15 protein-coding genes and 1 pseudogene are annotated in these 13,150 nt (G+C 64.9%); 7 read left to right on the forward strand and 9 right to left on the reverse strand.

Annotated elements, in window-relative coordinates:
- Positions 1–156: 156 nt before the first annotated feature.
- Positions 157–618, reverse strand: a complete 462-nt coding sequence (locus tag DS839_RS22055; RefSeq protein ID WP_368911829.1) for a nucleoside deaminase — start codon at positions 616–618, stop codon at positions 157–159.
- 30 nt (positions 619–648) lie between these two features.
- Between DS839_RS22055 and DS839_RS22060 the strand changes: the two are divergent.
- The 3 genes and pseudogenes from DS839_RS22060 to rsmD all read left to right on the forward strand — a co-directional run.
- Positions 649–1,446 (forward strand): annotated as a pseudogene (locus tag DS839_RS22060) (pseudouridine synthase); the annotation flags it as partial.
- 219 nt (positions 1,447–1,665) lie between these two features.
- A complete protein-coding gene (locus DS839_RS22065) occupies positions 1,666–2,298 on the forward strand; it encodes a LysE family translocator (protein ID WP_119272634.1) in 633 nt (210 codons plus the stop codon).
- Between the two features lie 11 nt (positions 2,299–2,309).
- Entirely contained in the window at positions 2,310–2,867 is a 558-nt protein-coding gene (gene rsmD, locus DS839_RS22070) for a 16S rRNA (guanine(966)-N(2))-methyltransferase RsmD (RefSeq protein WP_119272635.1), read from the forward strand.
- Here the strand turns inward: rsmD and DS839_RS22075 are convergent.
- A complete protein-coding gene (locus DS839_RS22075) occupies positions 2,864–3,802 on the reverse strand; it encodes a GlxA family transcriptional regulator (RefSeq protein ID WP_119272636.1) in 939 nt (312 codons plus the stop codon). The two genes, rsmD and DS839_RS22075, sit on opposite strands and share 4 nt — an antisense overlap.
- Before the next feature lie 107 nt (positions 3,803–3,909).
- Here DS839_RS22075 and DS839_RS22080 point away from each other — a divergent pair, with 107 nt between their 5' ends.
- Positions 3,910–4,716 (forward strand): SDR family NAD(P)-dependent oxidoreductase, encoded by an 807-nt coding sequence (locus DS839_RS22080; protein WP_119272637.1) that lies wholly within the window; start codon positions 3,910–3,912, stop codon positions 4,714–4,716.
- On the opposite strand, the gene DS839_RS22085 is transcribed toward DS839_RS22080, so the two are convergent.
- The 3 genes from DS839_RS22085 to gstA are packed head-to-tail and all read right to left on the reverse strand — an operon-like array spanning position 4,713 to position 5,928.
- On the reverse strand, positions 4,713–4,919 hold the full coding sequence (locus DS839_RS22085) for a tautomerase family protein (RefSeq protein ID WP_119272638.1): 207 nt from the start codon (positions 4,917–4,919) through the stop codon (positions 4,713–4,715). The genes DS839_RS22080 and DS839_RS22085 overlap by 4 nt on opposite strands.
- The gene (locus DS839_RS22090; RefSeq protein ID WP_119272639.1) at positions 4,919–5,320 is read right to left on the reverse strand and encodes a nuclear transport factor 2 family protein; all 402 of its coding nucleotides are present in this window, start codon (positions 5,318–5,320) and stop codon (positions 4,919–4,921) included. The genes DS839_RS22085 and DS839_RS22090 overlap by 1 nt, the downstream gene beginning before the upstream one ends.
- Positions 5,320–5,928 (reverse strand): glutathione transferase GstA, encoded by a 609-nt coding sequence (gstA, locus tag DS839_RS22095; protein WP_119272640.1) that lies wholly within the window; start codon positions 5,926–5,928, stop codon positions 5,320–5,322. Before gstA ends, DS839_RS22090 begins: the two co-directional genes overlap by 1 nt.
- 125 nt (positions 5,929–6,053) lie before the next feature.
- On the opposite strand from gstA, the gene DS839_RS22100 reads away from it, so the two are divergent.
- A complete protein-coding gene (locus tag DS839_RS22100; RefSeq protein WP_119272641.1) occupies positions 6,054–6,404 on the forward strand; it encodes a winged helix-turn-helix transcriptional regulator in 351 nt (116 codons plus the stop codon).
- Positions 6,405–6,408: 4 nt separating this feature from the next.
- On the opposite strand, the gene mutL is transcribed toward DS839_RS22100, so the two are convergent.
- Positions 6,409–8,181, reverse strand: a complete 1,773-nt coding sequence (mutL, locus tag DS839_RS22105; protein ID WP_119272642.1) for a DNA mismatch repair endonuclease MutL — start codon at positions 8,179–8,181, stop codon at positions 6,409–6,411.
- Between the two features lie 10 nt (positions 8,182–8,191).
- A complete protein-coding gene (locus tag DS839_RS22110) occupies positions 8,192–9,088 on the reverse strand; it encodes a LysR family transcriptional regulator (RefSeq protein ID WP_119272643.1) in 897 nt (298 codons plus the stop codon).
- Between the two features lie 79 nt (positions 9,089–9,167).
- On the opposite strand from DS839_RS22110, the gene DS839_RS22115 reads away from it, so the two are divergent.
- Positions 9,168–9,794, forward strand: coding sequence for a pyridoxamine 5'-phosphate oxidase family protein (locus DS839_RS22115; protein ID WP_119272644.1), 627 nt, complete (start codon positions 9,168–9,170; stop codon positions 9,792–9,794).
- An 82-nt stretch (positions 9,795–9,876) separates the two neighbouring features.
- The gene (locus tag DS839_RS22120; protein ID WP_119272645.1) at positions 9,877–10,395 is read left to right on the forward strand and encodes a hypothetical protein; all 519 of its coding nucleotides are present in this window, start codon (positions 9,877–9,879) and stop codon (positions 10,393–10,395) included.
- A 3-nt stretch (positions 10,396–10,398) separates the two neighbouring features.
- Here the strand turns inward: DS839_RS22120 and DS839_RS22125 are convergent, their stop codons facing one another.
- A complete protein-coding gene (locus DS839_RS22125; RefSeq protein ID WP_162918721.1) occupies positions 10,399–11,727 on the reverse strand; it encodes a M16 family metallopeptidase in 1,329 nt (442 codons plus the stop codon).
- A 14-nt stretch (positions 11,728–11,741) separates the two neighbouring features.
- A complete protein-coding gene (locus DS839_RS22130) occupies positions 11,742–13,148 on the reverse strand; it encodes a M16 family metallopeptidase (protein WP_162918722.1) in 1,407 nt (468 codons plus the stop codon).
- Positions 13,149–13,150 lie beyond the last annotated feature (2 nt).

The raw sequence follows: 13,150 nt of genomic DNA on the forward strand, positions 1-13,150 counted from the left end.
TGGGCAGAAGGACGTGCGCACAACAAACGCGAAAGAGACCGGACGGTCAAGGAACCGCAACGTCAAGGCGCAAGGCCGCCGCGATGGAATCACGAATCAAACGAATCACTTGGACCAGACGTCTGAGAAAGCGATTCAAGGTGGCGACGGTGCACCCTATTTACGGCGCTCCTGGAAGAACGCCCGAAGCAGCTTCTGCCCCCGCGCCTCGCTCAAGCCGCCATAGACCTCGGGGGCGTGATGGCAGGTGGGCTGGTTGAAGAACCGCGCCCCATGCTCGACGCCGCCCATCTTTTCGTCGCCCGCGGCAAAATAGAGCCGCCTTATGCGGGCGAAGGAGATGGCGGCGGCGCACATGGCGCAAGGCTCGAGCGTCACATAAAGATCGCAGCCCGCGAGCCTTTCGCTGCCGAGCCTCGCCGCGGCGTCGCGAATGGCGAGAAGCTCGGCATGGGCCGTCGGATCTTTGAGCTCGATCGTGCGATTTCCGGCTTTTGCCATCACATTGCCCGACTGATCGACAATGACACAGCCAATGGGGACTTCGCCGCGCCCGCCGGCTGATTCGGCCTCGGCAAAAGCCAGCGACATCGGATCTGGCGGTTGATCGTGCTTCATGCTTGCCCCACAAGACGCGAAAGGTGTCAGATGGTCAAGGAAAGCGCCTTTGAGGGGGAACGCATCGCCAAGGCGATCGCCAGGGCCGGCCTGTGCTCCAGGCGCGATGCCGAGCGGCTGATCACCGAAGGACGTGTCAGGCTCAATGGCAAGGTCCTCGCCTCGCCCGCCATCAATGTCACACCTCAGGACGTGGTCCTGGTCGACGGCAAGCCCTTGCCGCAGAAGGAGTCGAGCCGGCTGTGGCGCTACCACAAGCCCGCCGGGCTGGTGACCAGCCACAAGGATCCCGAAGGCCGGCGCACCGTCTTCGATGCCTTGCGCGAGCAATTGCCGCGAGTGATCTCGATCGGCCGGCTCGACATCAATACCGAGGGCCTGCTGCTCCTGACCAATGACGGGGAGCTCGCCCGGCTCCTCGAGCTGCCGGCGACCGGCTGGGTCAGGCGCTATCGGGTGCGCGCCTATGGCCGGCCCGATCCTGAGGCGCTCGACAAGCTCAAGGGCGGTGTCACCATCGAGGGCGTGCATTACGGGCCGATCGAGGCAGAGATCGACAAGATGCAGGGCGACAATGCCTGGCTCACCATCGCCATCCGCGAGGGCAAGAACCGCGAGGTGAAGAAGATCTGCGAGTATCTGGGACTCCAGGTCAATCGGCTGATCCGCACTTCCTTCGGTCCCTTCCAGCTCGGCGAGCTCGAACGCGGCCAAGTGGCGGAAGTGCCGGCGCGCGTGCTCAGCGAACAACTGGGACGGAAGGTTTCCGCACCCGCGCCAAAGCCCGAGCAGCGCCGGACCGAGGCCAAGACGGCAAACCGCGGCCGGGCTTGATTGTGCCACCCATTGTGCTATGGGCCCGCCCATGAAACTGAAACCCGCCATCACGCAACAAACGTCCGGCAACAACCGGCGTGCGCTCCCTTGCGCGTGATGACGAGGACCATCCTTTAAGATTTCCCCATCCCGCTTCAGTGCCCGCCTTTCAACCCGGCGGGGCTTTTTCATGAGTCATGACCTCCCCGCTTTGATTTTCAGGAGAGTTCGATGACTGACCTTGCAAGCCTTTTTCCCATTTTCATCAAGTCCATGGGCTTCGGCCTCGCGGTCGCGGCCCCGGTCGGACCGATGAGCATCCTGTGCATGCGCCGCAGCCTCACGATCGGCTGGCGTCATGGCCTCGCGACCGGTTTCGGCATCGCCGCGGGCGACGGGCTCTATGCCGCCGTCGCGGCGCTCGGCCTCACCGGCATCTCGGCCTTCATGCTGGCCTATGACCGGCCGCTGCATCTCGCGGCCGGCCTCTTCCTGCTCTATCTCGGGCTCAAGACCTTCTGGCGCAACGGTGACGACGGCGCCCCGGCCGCTATGCCCACTGCCGCCTCGACGGGGCGCGCCTTCTGGGGCTCGCTGCTGCTCACCCTTACCAATCCCCCGACCATCATCATGTTCGCCGCGATCTTCGCGGCGCTGGCGCCGAAAGCGGGCTTCGAGCCGGTGAGCGCTTTGGCGACGGTCGGCGGCGTCACCTTGGGCTCGCTCCTCTGGTGGTGCTTCATCGTCGCCTGCGTGACGGCCTTCCGCCATGCGCTCGGGCGGCGGGTCCGGCTGTGGATCGACCGCCTGGCGGGGAGCTTCCTCGTCTTCTTCGGCATAGCCGAAATCCGCCGCAGCCTGTAGGAACCGCCCTCATGCGCATCGTCGGCGGAAAATTCAAAGGTCACGGCCTCCAAGGCCCCAAGAGGCAAGCGACGCGGCCGACATCCGACCGCGTCAGGGAAGCGATCTTCAACATCCTGGCGCATGGGATTCAGGATTTCACGATCGAGGGGGCCCGCGTCCTCGACCTCTTTGCCGGCACCGGGGCGATGGGGCTCGAGGCCCTGTCGCGCGGCGCCAGATTCTGCCAGTTCGTCGATGACTCGGCCGAGGCGCGCGGCATCATCCGGCGCAATGCCGATGCGCTCGGCGTCATCGGCCAATGCAAGATCTGGCGGCGCGATGCGGCGCGGCTCGGCCCCGCCGCACCGCAGCCGGGCTTCGATCTCGTCTTCGCCGATCCGCCCTACAACAAGGGTCTCGGCACGAAGGCGCTCGCGTCGCTGGTCGAGGGCCAATGGCTCAACAACGGCGCCATCGTCGTGATCGAGGAAGCCGAGCGGGCGGAGCTCGCCTCTCCGCCCGAGCTCGCCGAGATCGACCGCCGCGTCTATGGCGAGACGCAGATCCTCATCGCGCGCCAGGCTTAGGCCGGGGTGAAAGCCGTGCGCCTGATGGCTTGCGGTGGCTGGCCGAAGGCCCGGAGGAAAGCACGGCGCATGCGCTCGCGGTCGACAAAGCCGGCCTCGGCCGCCACCACATCGATCGGATGCCGGCTCTCTTCCATCATCAATCGCGCCGCCTCGACCCTGAGATGCTCGACCGCCTTGGCGGGCGACTGTCCGGTCTCCGCCCGGAAAGCGCGGCTGAATTGGCGCGGGCTCAGATGGGCCACTTTCGCCAGCTCCTCGACGCTCAACTCTTTCCGCAGGTTGCGCCGCGCATAGGTCAGCACCGTCTGGATGCGATCGGATTTGGCATCCATCTCGAGCAAGACCGAATGCTGCGACTGGCCGCCGGCGCGGCGGTGATAGACGACGAGCTTGCGCGCGACCAAGCGGGAGAGCTCCAGGCCGAAATCCTTCTCGATCATGCCGAGCGCCAGGTCGATGCCGGCGGTCATGCCGGCCGACGTCCACACCGCACCGTCGATGATGAAAATGCGGTCTTCCTCGACCTTCACGCGCGGGAAGCGCGCCTGCAGGTCGCGCGCGAAGGCCCAGTGGGTGGTGGCGCGCCGGCCATCGAGCAGGCCCGCCTCGGCCAGGATGAAGGCGCCCGTGCAAATGGCGGCCATGCGCCGGGTCTTTGGCAGCGCCTCGCGCAACAGCGCCAGCAGCCCTGCGCTCGAGGGCGCAGGGCTCAGCAAGCCGCCGACGATCAGCGTGTCGAAGGCCCCGCCCGCGAAGGCCCTTGTGTCCACCTTGGCGCCGAGCGAGCTCGGCAGCGGCCCTCCCTCCTCCGACAAGAGATGGATGTCATAGAGCGTCTCGCCGGCGCTCACATTGGCGAGCTCAAAGGCCGACGGAGCGGCGAGGCTCATCGCCTGGAAGCCCGAGGAAAGGACAAAACCGATGCGGAGCATGAGACCTCACAATGTCCTGAAAGGTGGTATATATGTCATTCAAGACACCACTTCCAGGTCCCATGTGAGCTCCTGCCGGCGCAGTTGCCGGCGGAAGGAGCCCTCTCATGACGACCCCCACCCCCAAGGGCACGGCCCTTGTCACCGGCGCCTCCTCAGGCATCGGCGCCATCTACGCCGACCGCCTGGCCAAGGCCGGCTATGACCTCATCCTCGTCGCGCGCAGCGCCGACCGCCTCACGGAGATCGCCAAGCGGCTGACCGATGCCAGCGGACGCTCGATCGAGACGCTCGCCGCCGACCTCACTGAGCGCCACGACCTCGCCCGCGTCGAGGCGGTCCTGAAATCCGACCAGAGCATCACGCTCCTCGTCAACAATGCCGGCATCGCCGCGGTCACGCCGCTGCTGCAATCCAATGTCGATGAGATGGAGCGGATGATCGCGCTCAATGTGACGGCGCCGACCCGGCTTGCCTATGCCGCGGCCCCGGCCTTCGTGGCGCGAGGTTCAGGCACCATCATCAACATCGCCTCGATCGTCGCCATCAATCCCAAGCTCCTCAACGGCGTCTATTCCGGCAGCAAGGCCTTCGTGCTCGCTTTCTCGCAGTCGCTCGAGAACGAGCTCGCCGATAAAGGTATTCGCGTCCAGGCGGTCCTGCCCGGCGCCACCGCGACCAATCTGTGGGACAACGCCGGCTTCCCCGTAAGCAACCTGCCCAAGGAGATCGTGATGTCGACCGAAGACATGGTCGATGCGGCACTGGCGGGGCTCGCGCAGGGCGAGTTCGTCACCATTCCGGCCCTGCCCGACAGCGCCGATTGGGACGCCTTCGAGACGGCGCGCAATGCCTTAGCGCCCAATCTGTCGCTCGCTCAGCCGGCCGCACGCTACCGGCCCGCACAGGACTAGCCGCGCGCCTGCCGGCGGAATTCCCCGACCGGCAGGCCGCCCACGCCCCAGTCTTCGAGCGCAATCTCGTCGATCACCACGAAGGTCGTCGCCGGGCTCTTGTCGAGAATGTCGACCAGGAGATCGGTGACGCCCTTGATGAGCCGGGCTTTCTGCGCCGCCGTTGCGCCCTCGCGCGTGATCTTGATGTTCACATAAGGCATCAGGCCTCCTCCTTGATGTCGAAATGAAAGACCTTGGCGATGATGCGCCACTCGCCATCGAGGCAGACCAGGGTGAGAAAGTCGGTGAAGTGTTTGACGCCGATCGAGCATTCGGCGCGCACGAAGGCCGTCACCGGGCCCGCGAACTCGATCGACAGGATGCGATCGGTCCGGAGCTCGCCGCGGCTTGCCGGCGACGGCCTTTGATCGACGATCGGGAAGTACTCGTCCATCGCAAGCCTTGTCAGCGTGCCTTCGGTGGCGCAGGCGTAAATGGCCTGAGGGTGGAATATCCGCTTGAGATGGCTTGTGTCGCTGTGATGCAGGCCCTCGAAATAATCCGAGAGTGCGGCAACAATATCGCCATAACGCGGGTCGAGATTCTGGGGACGGTCGAGCATCACGCGCCTCCTTCCGCCTTGAGCGCCGCCTGCACCGCCTCGCGCATGCCGATGCGCTCGACGAAGGCGCCAAGATTGGGCCATTTGGCGAAGCCGATCCCCGTGGGCTTGGCCCAGCCGGCGATCACGAAGAGATAAGGGTCGGCAATCGTATAGGTCTCGCCCAGAAGATAGCGGCGGCCGTCGGACAGCAGTTTTTCGAAATGATCGAAGAGGCGCCCGACATTTTTTGACGCATTGCGCTTGGCGTCCTCGGGTGCTGCCGCGGTGAAGAGCGGGCCGAAAGCCTTGTGCAATTCGGAGCTGAGGAAATTGAGATGCTCGTGCAGCCGCGCCCGCGGCAAGCTGCCGGTCGGCGGTGTGAGCCGCGTTTCGGGCTTCTGGTCGGCGAGATACTGGATGATCGCCGCACCCTCGGTGAGGATTTCGCCGTCATCGAGCTCGAGCGCCGGGACATAGCCTTTGGCATTCACGCGAAGATAATCGGCACCGGTCGCGGTTTTCTTGGTCGCCATGTCGACCCGTTCGAGAGCGAAGGGAAGGCCGAGCTCGCGCAGCACGATGTGGGGCGAGAGCGAGCAGGCGCCGGGAGAATAATAGAGCTTCATGATCGGGTCCTCGTGTTGAACATTGACTGCCACGAGATAGGCGACGATGGTTACCTTTTGAAACCCCCTAACTTGATGTAACCGCCATTTTGAGGTATCCATCCGGAAACCGGAAAATTTTCGTGATGACGCTCAAGCGACGAAAAAGCAAAGTCCCGCCGCCGATGCCGGCCTGCCCCTTGACCGAGTGCATGGCGCTCCTGGGCGGCGCCTGGACGCCCAATGTCATCTGGTATCTGAGCGGCGAAGCCCGGCGCTTCAGCGAATTGCGCAGCGATATCCCTTTGATTTCGGCCAAGGTGCTGAGCGGTCGGTTGCATGAATTGGAGGACAAGGGCGTCGTCATCCGCAAGGTCATGCCGACCTCGCCGCCCTCGGTCGAATATTCCCTGACGGCGCTCGGGCGCGAGCTCGTCCCGGCCATCCAGGCGATCGTCGATGTCGGCCACCGGCTGAAGCGGCGCAAGGCCGCCTGACTGCTCAGCTCCTGCCGAACAGCCTTTCGATATCGCTGAGCTTCAATTCGATATAGGTCGGGCGGCCATGGTTGCACTGGCCGGAATTGGGCGTGCGCTCCATCTGGCGCAGGAGCGCGTTCATCTCCTCGGGGCGCAATTGCCGCCCGGCCCTCACCGAATGATGACAGGCCATGGTGGCAAGGAGATGATTGGCGCGCTCCTCGACGGTCGAGCTCGAGTCCTCGCCCAGATCATCGGCGACATCGCGCACCAGCCTCGCGATATTGCCGCCGGCAAGAGCGGCCGGCACTTCGCGCACCACGATCGAGCCATCGCCGAAGGGCTCGATGACGAGGCCAAGCTCGGCGAGCAATCCTGCAGCATTGGTGAGCCGCTCGATCGAAACGGCGTCGAGATCGATCACGTCGGGAATGAGCAAGGGCTGGGTGGCGATGCGGTGCCCTGAGCGCTCGGCCTTCAATCTCTCATAGACGAGGCGCTCATGGGCGGCATGCTGGTCGACCAGGATGATGCCGTCCTCGGTCTGCGCCACGATATAGTTACCGTGCAGTTGCGCCCGCGCCGCGCCCAGAGGATGCGGGTCATCGCTGAGCACCGGCAGGTCGGCCACGGAAGCCGAAGCGACATTGTCCATGGCGAAATGCGCCTGCTCCTCGGCAAGCCCGCCTTGCGGGGCAAAGCCCGCGAACGAGGTCTCGAGGACGCGGGACAGAGGGCGCGGCATCACCGGGCGAAGCGCACTCACCGTCGCGGAAGCAAGGCCGCTCGCCGTCCTGCGGCTCTTGCTGCCCAGGGCGTCGCGAATGGCGGAGACGATGGCGCCCCGCACCAGGCCCGAATCGCGGAAGCGCACTTCCGCCTTGGCCGGATGCACATTCACATCGACGAAGGCATTGGGGCAGTTGATGAACAGGCACACGGCGGGAAAACGCCCGCGCATCAGGAGATCGGCATAGGCGCCGCGAATGGCGCCGGCGAGCAGCTTGTCGCGCACCGGACGGCCATTGACGAAGAAGAACTGCAGGCCCGCTTGCGCACGGTGATAAGTGGGCAGGCTCGCGAGACCCCAGAGCTTGAACGCGTCGCGGCCGCCGTCGAAATCGACCATATTGGCGAAGACCTCATCGCCCATCACGCGCGCGATGCGCCGCCTTCTGCCCTGATCGCCTTCGGCCTCGGCCGGAAGGTCGATGAGGACGCGCTCCTCCGAGGCGAAGCTGAAGCCGACAGTGGGGGCGGCCAGCGCCAAACGGCGCACCACATCGGCCGCCTCGACCGTCTCGGCGCGCGGCGAGCGTAAAAATTTGAGCCGCGCCGGCACGGCGAAGAAGAGATCGCGAACCTCGACGATCGTGCCGTCGATGCGCGAGGCGGGCTGAGCCGCGCTCTTGCGGCCGCCCGCCACCTCGATCCGCCAGGTGTCGCTCGCCTCTTTGGCGCGCGAGACGAGGGAGAGGCGGCTCACTGCGCCGATCGAGGGCAAGGCCTCACCGCGGAAGCCCAAGGTCCTGATATCGATGAGATCGTCATCGAGAAGCTTCGAGGTCGCATGGCGCTCGACCGCGAGATCGAGCTCGCCCCTTTCCATGCCCTCGCCGTCATCGCTGACGCGGATGAGGCTGCGCCCGCCATCGCGGAAGGCGACGTCGATCTGGCGGGCGCCGGCGTCGATCGAATTCTCGGCCAGCTCCTTGACGACGCTCGCCGGGCGCTCGATCACCTCGCCCGCGGCGATGCGGTTGGCGATGCCCTCGGGAAGTCTGCGAATCCTCATGGCCCCGAGTTTATCGGGCGAGATGCCACTGCGCCATCTCATCGATCAATTCGATGAAGGCGCGGACCTTACCCGAGAGGAGGCGGGCGGAAGGATAGACCGCGTGAATGGGCATGGGCTCCGGCACGAAGGGGTTCAGCACCTCGATGAGGCGTCCCTCCCTGATGGCTTCCCGCACCTGGTAATAGAGGACGCGGGCAATGCCGACGCCGTCCAAGGCGAGGGCGATCGCGGTGTCGCCGCTATTGGTGACGAAGCGGGGCGCCAGGCGAACCTTCAGATCGCTCCCCTCTTCGTCGAAATGCCAGTCGAAGCTGGGGGTCACCGGGGTGAAGGCGATCGTGTCGTGCCGCGCCAGATCGCCCGGATGCTCAGGAACGCCCGCTCTCGCCAGATAGGAAGGTGACGCGACCAAGGCGCGCCGCGTCTCGCCGAAGCGGCGGGCGATCAGCTGCGAGTCAGGCAGATGGCCGATCCTGATCGCCAGGTCATGGCCCTCCTCGACCAGGTTGACGAAGCGGTCCGACAGGCTGAGCTCGACCGAGACCTGGGGGTGGCGATCGGCGAAGCGGGCGAGCAAGGGCGCGACATGCAGGCGCCCGAAGATCAGGGGCGCCGTCACGGAGAGCCGGCCCGAAGGCTCGCTCCGGTCGCGCTGGGCCACACGTTCCGCCTCGTCGAGATCGGCCAAGATGCGACGCGCCCGCTCGAGATAGCGCGCCCCCGCATCGGTCAGGCTGATCTGGCGGGTGGTGCGATGAAACAGCCTTGTGCCCAGGCGGCCCTCGAGGGCGGCAATCTGGCGCGACACGACCGAGGGCGAAAAGCCGAGGCGGCGGGCGGCGGCGGTCAGGCTCTCGGTCTCGCAGACGGCGACGAAGGCCGTCATGGCATCAAATCGGTCCATGGATTATTGCAATAACGACAATAATCTTTTGTCAAGAGGAGCGATTTTCTCTGTTTTGGGAAGAATTACATTACCGGCCATGAGCACCCCCTCCAGCGATATCGCCTTCACCCCGCGCATCAAGGCCATCCAGGCCAAGCGCGGCTCGCGCGCCAACTATGCCCGCATGGAGGAGCGCGGCGGCTTCCGCACCGAGCTGACCGACGACCTGGCCCAGTTCCTCAGCGGGGTCGACACCGCCTTCCTCGCCACCGCCAATGCGGCAGGCCAGCCCTATGCCCAGCATCGGGGCGGTCCCAAGGGCTTCATCAAGATATTAGGCCCCCGGACGCTCGGCTTCGCCGATTACAAGGGCAACCGGCAATATATCACCACCGGCAATCTCGCCGAGAACGACCGCGCCTTCCTCTTCCTCATGGACTATGCGCATAGGAGGCGGGTCAAGATCTGGGGACGCGCCCGGGCCGTCGCCGATGACGACGCGCTTGTCGCGCGCCTGATGCCGGAAGCCTATGACGCAAGGCCGGAGCAGGCCATCCTGTTCGAGGTCGAGGCCTGGGACATCAACTGCCCGCAACATATCCCGCAGAAGATCGATGCCTCTGATGTCGAGCAGGTGCTGCTGCAACTCAAGGCGCGCATCGCCAGGCTCGAAGCGGAGAACGCCGCCTTGCGGGGCACCTCGTCCCTGAATAAATCCGGGTAAGGGAACTTTTTGCCGGCGGCGCTCTTATGTCAGAGCGGGGTTTGCCAGCAGTTCACCTTTTACGGGCTTCGAGGAGGTCTGCATGAAAAGTCGCGTGCTCTTTCTCCCGGTTGTTCTTCTCTTCAGCGCGCCGGTACTGGCGCAAAGTGGCGGCGATGAGAAATCCGTTCTCATCGGGCCATGGAGGATCGAGGCCAGCTTCACCAAGGAGCAGAAATTCGACCGCTGCACGATGAGCCGCACGGTCGACAACGGTCTTGAATCGCGGTTTGCCCGCGACCAAGCCGGCACCTCGCTGACGCTGACATCGCCGCGCTGGAAGCTCGACAACGGCAAGACCTACCCGGTCGAATTCGCGGCGGGCTCACTCGTCTGGAAAACCGACGTCACGGCGACCGCCGACACGGTGCGCGTGGCGTTGACCGACGACCGCTTCAACAAGGCAATTCGGAATGCCAATCGGCTCGAGGTCAGAGGTGCGGGTGCTACTCTCAGGATTCCGCTCGACAAGAGCTCCGCCGCCCTGGCGCGGCTCGAGCGCTGCTACGAGACCAACCGCAACGCCAGCGAGACCAATCCCTTCGTCGCGCCGAAGCCCTGATTGTTACTGCGCCGAGGACGTGGTGATGCCCTCCGGCTTGCCGACGATCGTGACGATGAGCTTGTCGGGATCGGAGATGCGCTTGGCCTGCGCCTTCGCCTGGTCGAGCGTCACCGCCTCGATGAGGCTGTTGCGGCGATTGACATAGTCGATGCCGAGATTGTCCTCCTGGATGGCGAGGAGCTGGTTGGCGATCTTGGCGTTGGAATCGAAGCGCAGCGCATAGGAGCCGGTGAGATAGGTCTTGGTCTCGGCGAGCTCCGTCGCGCTCGGCCCACCTTCAGCGAATTTCTTCATCGTCTCCTTGACCACGGCGAGCGCTTCGCCCGCCTTGTCGTTGCGCGTACCCAGTTGCCCGAAGACAAGCCCGGCATGGTCGAAGGGATAGAGGCCGATCGAGACGCCATAAGTGAGGCCGCGCTTCTCGCGCACCTCCTCGGTCAGGCGCGAGCCGAAGCCGCCGCCACCGAGTATGAAGCTTGCGACATAGGCCGGAATGAAATCCGGATCCGAGCGCAGCATGCCGTCATGGCCGAAAGTGATGATGCTCTGCGGGATGTCGCGCTCGATGATCTGCGTCTCCGGCTTGTCGGCGACATGGATCATCGGCGCGGGCCGCGGCGGTTCGGTGTCCGGCAGGTCGCCGAAGGTCTCGTCCAGAAGCCGGACCAGCGTCGCCTCGTCGATATCGCCGACGACAGCCACCTTCAGTCCCTTGCGCGTGAAGAGTTGCTTGTGCATCGCCTTGAGGTCATCGCCGGTGATGGTCGCCAGCGACTTGACAGTGCCTTCCGCTTCGCGCGCATAAGGATGACCGTCAAAAGCCTTCACCATCCAGGCGCGGGACGAGATCTTCTCCGGATCCTCTGCATTGTCGCGGGCTCCGACCAGGAGCTGGTCGCGCACCCGGTCGAGCGGCTCCTTGTCGAAACGCGGCTTGGCCAGAGCGAGCTTCAGAAGCGCGAAAGATTCGTCGCGCTTGTCGGTCAGCGTCTGGAACGAGCCCTCGAAATGATCGAAATTCGCATCGAACGACATCTTCATGTTGAGCTCGTCGCGCTTGGCCTGGAAGGCGGCCGAATCGAGATCGCCCGCCCCTTCGTCCATCATCGCGGTGATGAAATGCGCCGTACCCTCTTTGCCACTGGCATCGTTAGCGGCACCGCCTGAAAAGGCGAACTGCATGGCGATCAAGGGATTGGTGTGGTCCTCGACTAGCCAGGCGGTGACGCCGGCCTTGCTCTTCACTTCCTTGATGTCGATGGCCCCTGCGGGCAGGACGCCGATGACGAGAAGGGCGAAGACCCCGAGGACAGGACGAAGCGGGCGCATCACGAGCCTCATGCTTATTGTTGCGAGGAATTGGAGATCGACGGCGGGCTCGGCTCACCGCCGCCGGCCGCCGATCCGGGCGCCGGCAGGAGGACGCCGGTGACCGAGCGCCGGATGTCGAGCACCTTTGCGGCAGCGGCCTTCACGTCCTCGAGCTTCACCGCGGCGATGCGATCCGGCCATTCGAGCACGTCGGCGACGGTCGTGCCGGTGGTCAGCGCCGTGCCGAAGGCGCGCGCCAGATTGCCCTGGTTGTCGCGGGCATAGACATTGCTGGCGAGGAGCGTCGCCTTGGTGCGCTTGAGCTCGTCCGCGGTGATGCCGTTCGCCTTGATGTCCGCGAGCACCGCGTCGATCTCGGTCTCCACCGGCTCGATCTTGCCGCCGGGAACGGGCGAGCCGTAGACGCCGAACGTTCCGGAATCGAGACCATCGCCCGTATACCAGGCGCCGGCATAAGAGGCGATGCGCTTCTCGACCACGAGCTTCTTGTAGAGGCGGCTGGTGGCGCCGCCGCCCAGCGCCTCGGCGAGCACGTCGAGCGCTTCCGCTTCGCCTTTCTCGGCCGTCGCGTAGGAGACGCTGAGATAGCTGCGCTGAACGATCGGCGACGCGGCACGCGCATCGGTCACCGTCACGCGGCGCGGCGCCACGGGATCCGGTTCCTTCGCCCGCTCGCGCGGCTTGACATCGAACGTATTGGTGAGCCGGCCATAATGCTCTTCGGCGAGCTTCTTCACCTCATCCACCGTCACATCGCCCGCCACCACGAGAATGGCGTTGGCCGGCGTGTAATGCGCCTTGTAGAAAGCGATGGCGTCCGCGCGCGTGAGGTTCGGCACTTCCGTCGACCAGCCGATCACCGGCTTGCGATAGGGATGGACGAGATAGAGGATGGCATCGAGCTGCTCGCCCAGGATGCTCGAAGGATCATTGTCGGTGCGCTCGCGGCGCTCCTCTTCCACCACCTTGAGCTCGGGCAGGACATTCTCGTCCTTGAGCACGAGATTCTGCATGCGGTCGGCTTCGAGATCCATCACCAGGCCCAAGCGGTCCTTGGCGATGCGCTGGAAATAGGCGGTGTAGTCCTTAGACGTGAAGGCATTGTCGTCGCCGCCATTCTCGCGGATGAGGCGGTTGTAGGCGCCTGCCGGATATTTGGTGGTGCCCTTGAACATCAGATGCTCGAGGAAATGCGCGACACCGGTCTGGCCCTGGGGCTCATCGGCCGATCCGACCCGGTACCAGACCATATGGGTGACGACGGGCGCGCGGTGATCGGGAATGACCACGACCTGCATGCCGTTGTTGAGGGTGAAGGTTTCGGCGAGCGGCTGCGCTGCGGGAAGCGGGCGCACGAAGACGGCAAGCAGGAAGAGGCCGGCGAAGGCGGCTTTCAGCCCGCGGCGCTGGAAACTCATGA

The sequence above is a fragment of the Taklimakanibacter deserti genome, from assembly GCA_003574785.1.

Bases quoted from the DNA above. Each gene is read 5' to 3' on its own strand.
- DS839_RS22055 (WP_368911829.1), bottom strand. From the start codon at position 618: ATGAAGCACGATCAACCGCCAGATCCGATGTCGCTGGCTTTTGCCGAG.
- DS839_RS22065 (WP_119272634.1), top strand. From the start codon at position 1,666: ATGACTGACCTTGCAAGCCTTTTTCCCATTTTCATCAAGTCCATGGGC.
- rsmD (WP_119272635.1), top strand. From the start codon at position 2,310: ATGCGCATCGTCGGCGGAAAATTCAAAGGTCACGGCCTCCAAGGCCCC.
- DS839_RS22075 (WP_119272636.1), bottom strand. From the start codon at position 3,802: ATGCTCCGCATCGGTTTTGTCCTTTCCTCGGGCTTCCAGGCGATGAGC.
- DS839_RS22080 (WP_119272637.1), top strand. From the start codon at position 3,910: ATGACGACCCCCACCCCCAAGGGCACGGCCCTTGTCACCGGCGCCTCC.
- DS839_RS22085 (WP_119272638.1), bottom strand. From the start codon at position 4,919: ATGCCTTATGTGAACATCAAGATCACGCGCGAGGGCGCAACGGCGGCG.
- DS839_RS22090 (WP_119272639.1), bottom strand. From the start codon at position 5,320: ATGCTCGACCGTCCCCAGAATCTCGACCCGCGTTATGGCGATATTGTT.
- gstA (WP_119272640.1), bottom strand. From the start codon at position 5,928: ATGAAGCTCTATTATTCTCCCGGCGCCTGCTCGCTCTCGCCCCACATC.
- DS839_RS22100 (WP_119272641.1), top strand. From the start codon at position 6,054: ATGACGCTCAAGCGACGAAAAAGCAAAGTCCCGCCGCCGATGCCGGCC.
- mutL (WP_119272642.1), bottom strand. From the start codon at position 8,181: ATGAGGATTCGCAGACTTCCCGAGGGCATCGCCAACCGCATCGCCGCG.
- DS839_RS22110 (WP_119272643.1), bottom strand. From the start codon at position 9,088: ATGGACCGATTTGATGCCATGACGGCCTTCGTCGCCGTCTGCGAGACC.
- DS839_RS22115 (WP_119272644.1), top strand. From the start codon at position 9,168: ATGAGCACCCCCTCCAGCGATATCGCCTTCACCCCGCGCATCAAGGCC.
- DS839_RS22120 (WP_119272645.1), top strand. From the start codon at position 9,877: ATGAAAAGTCGCGTGCTCTTTCTCCCGGTTGTTCTTCTCTTCAGCGCG.
- DS839_RS22125 (WP_162918721.1), bottom strand. From the start codon at position 11,727: ATGCGCCCGCTTCGTCCTGTCCTCGGGGTCTTCGCCCTTCTCGTCATC.
- DS839_RS22130 (WP_162918722.1), bottom strand. From the start codon at position 13,148: ATGAGTTTCCAGCGCCGCGGGCTGAAAGCCGCCTTCGCCGGCCTCTTC.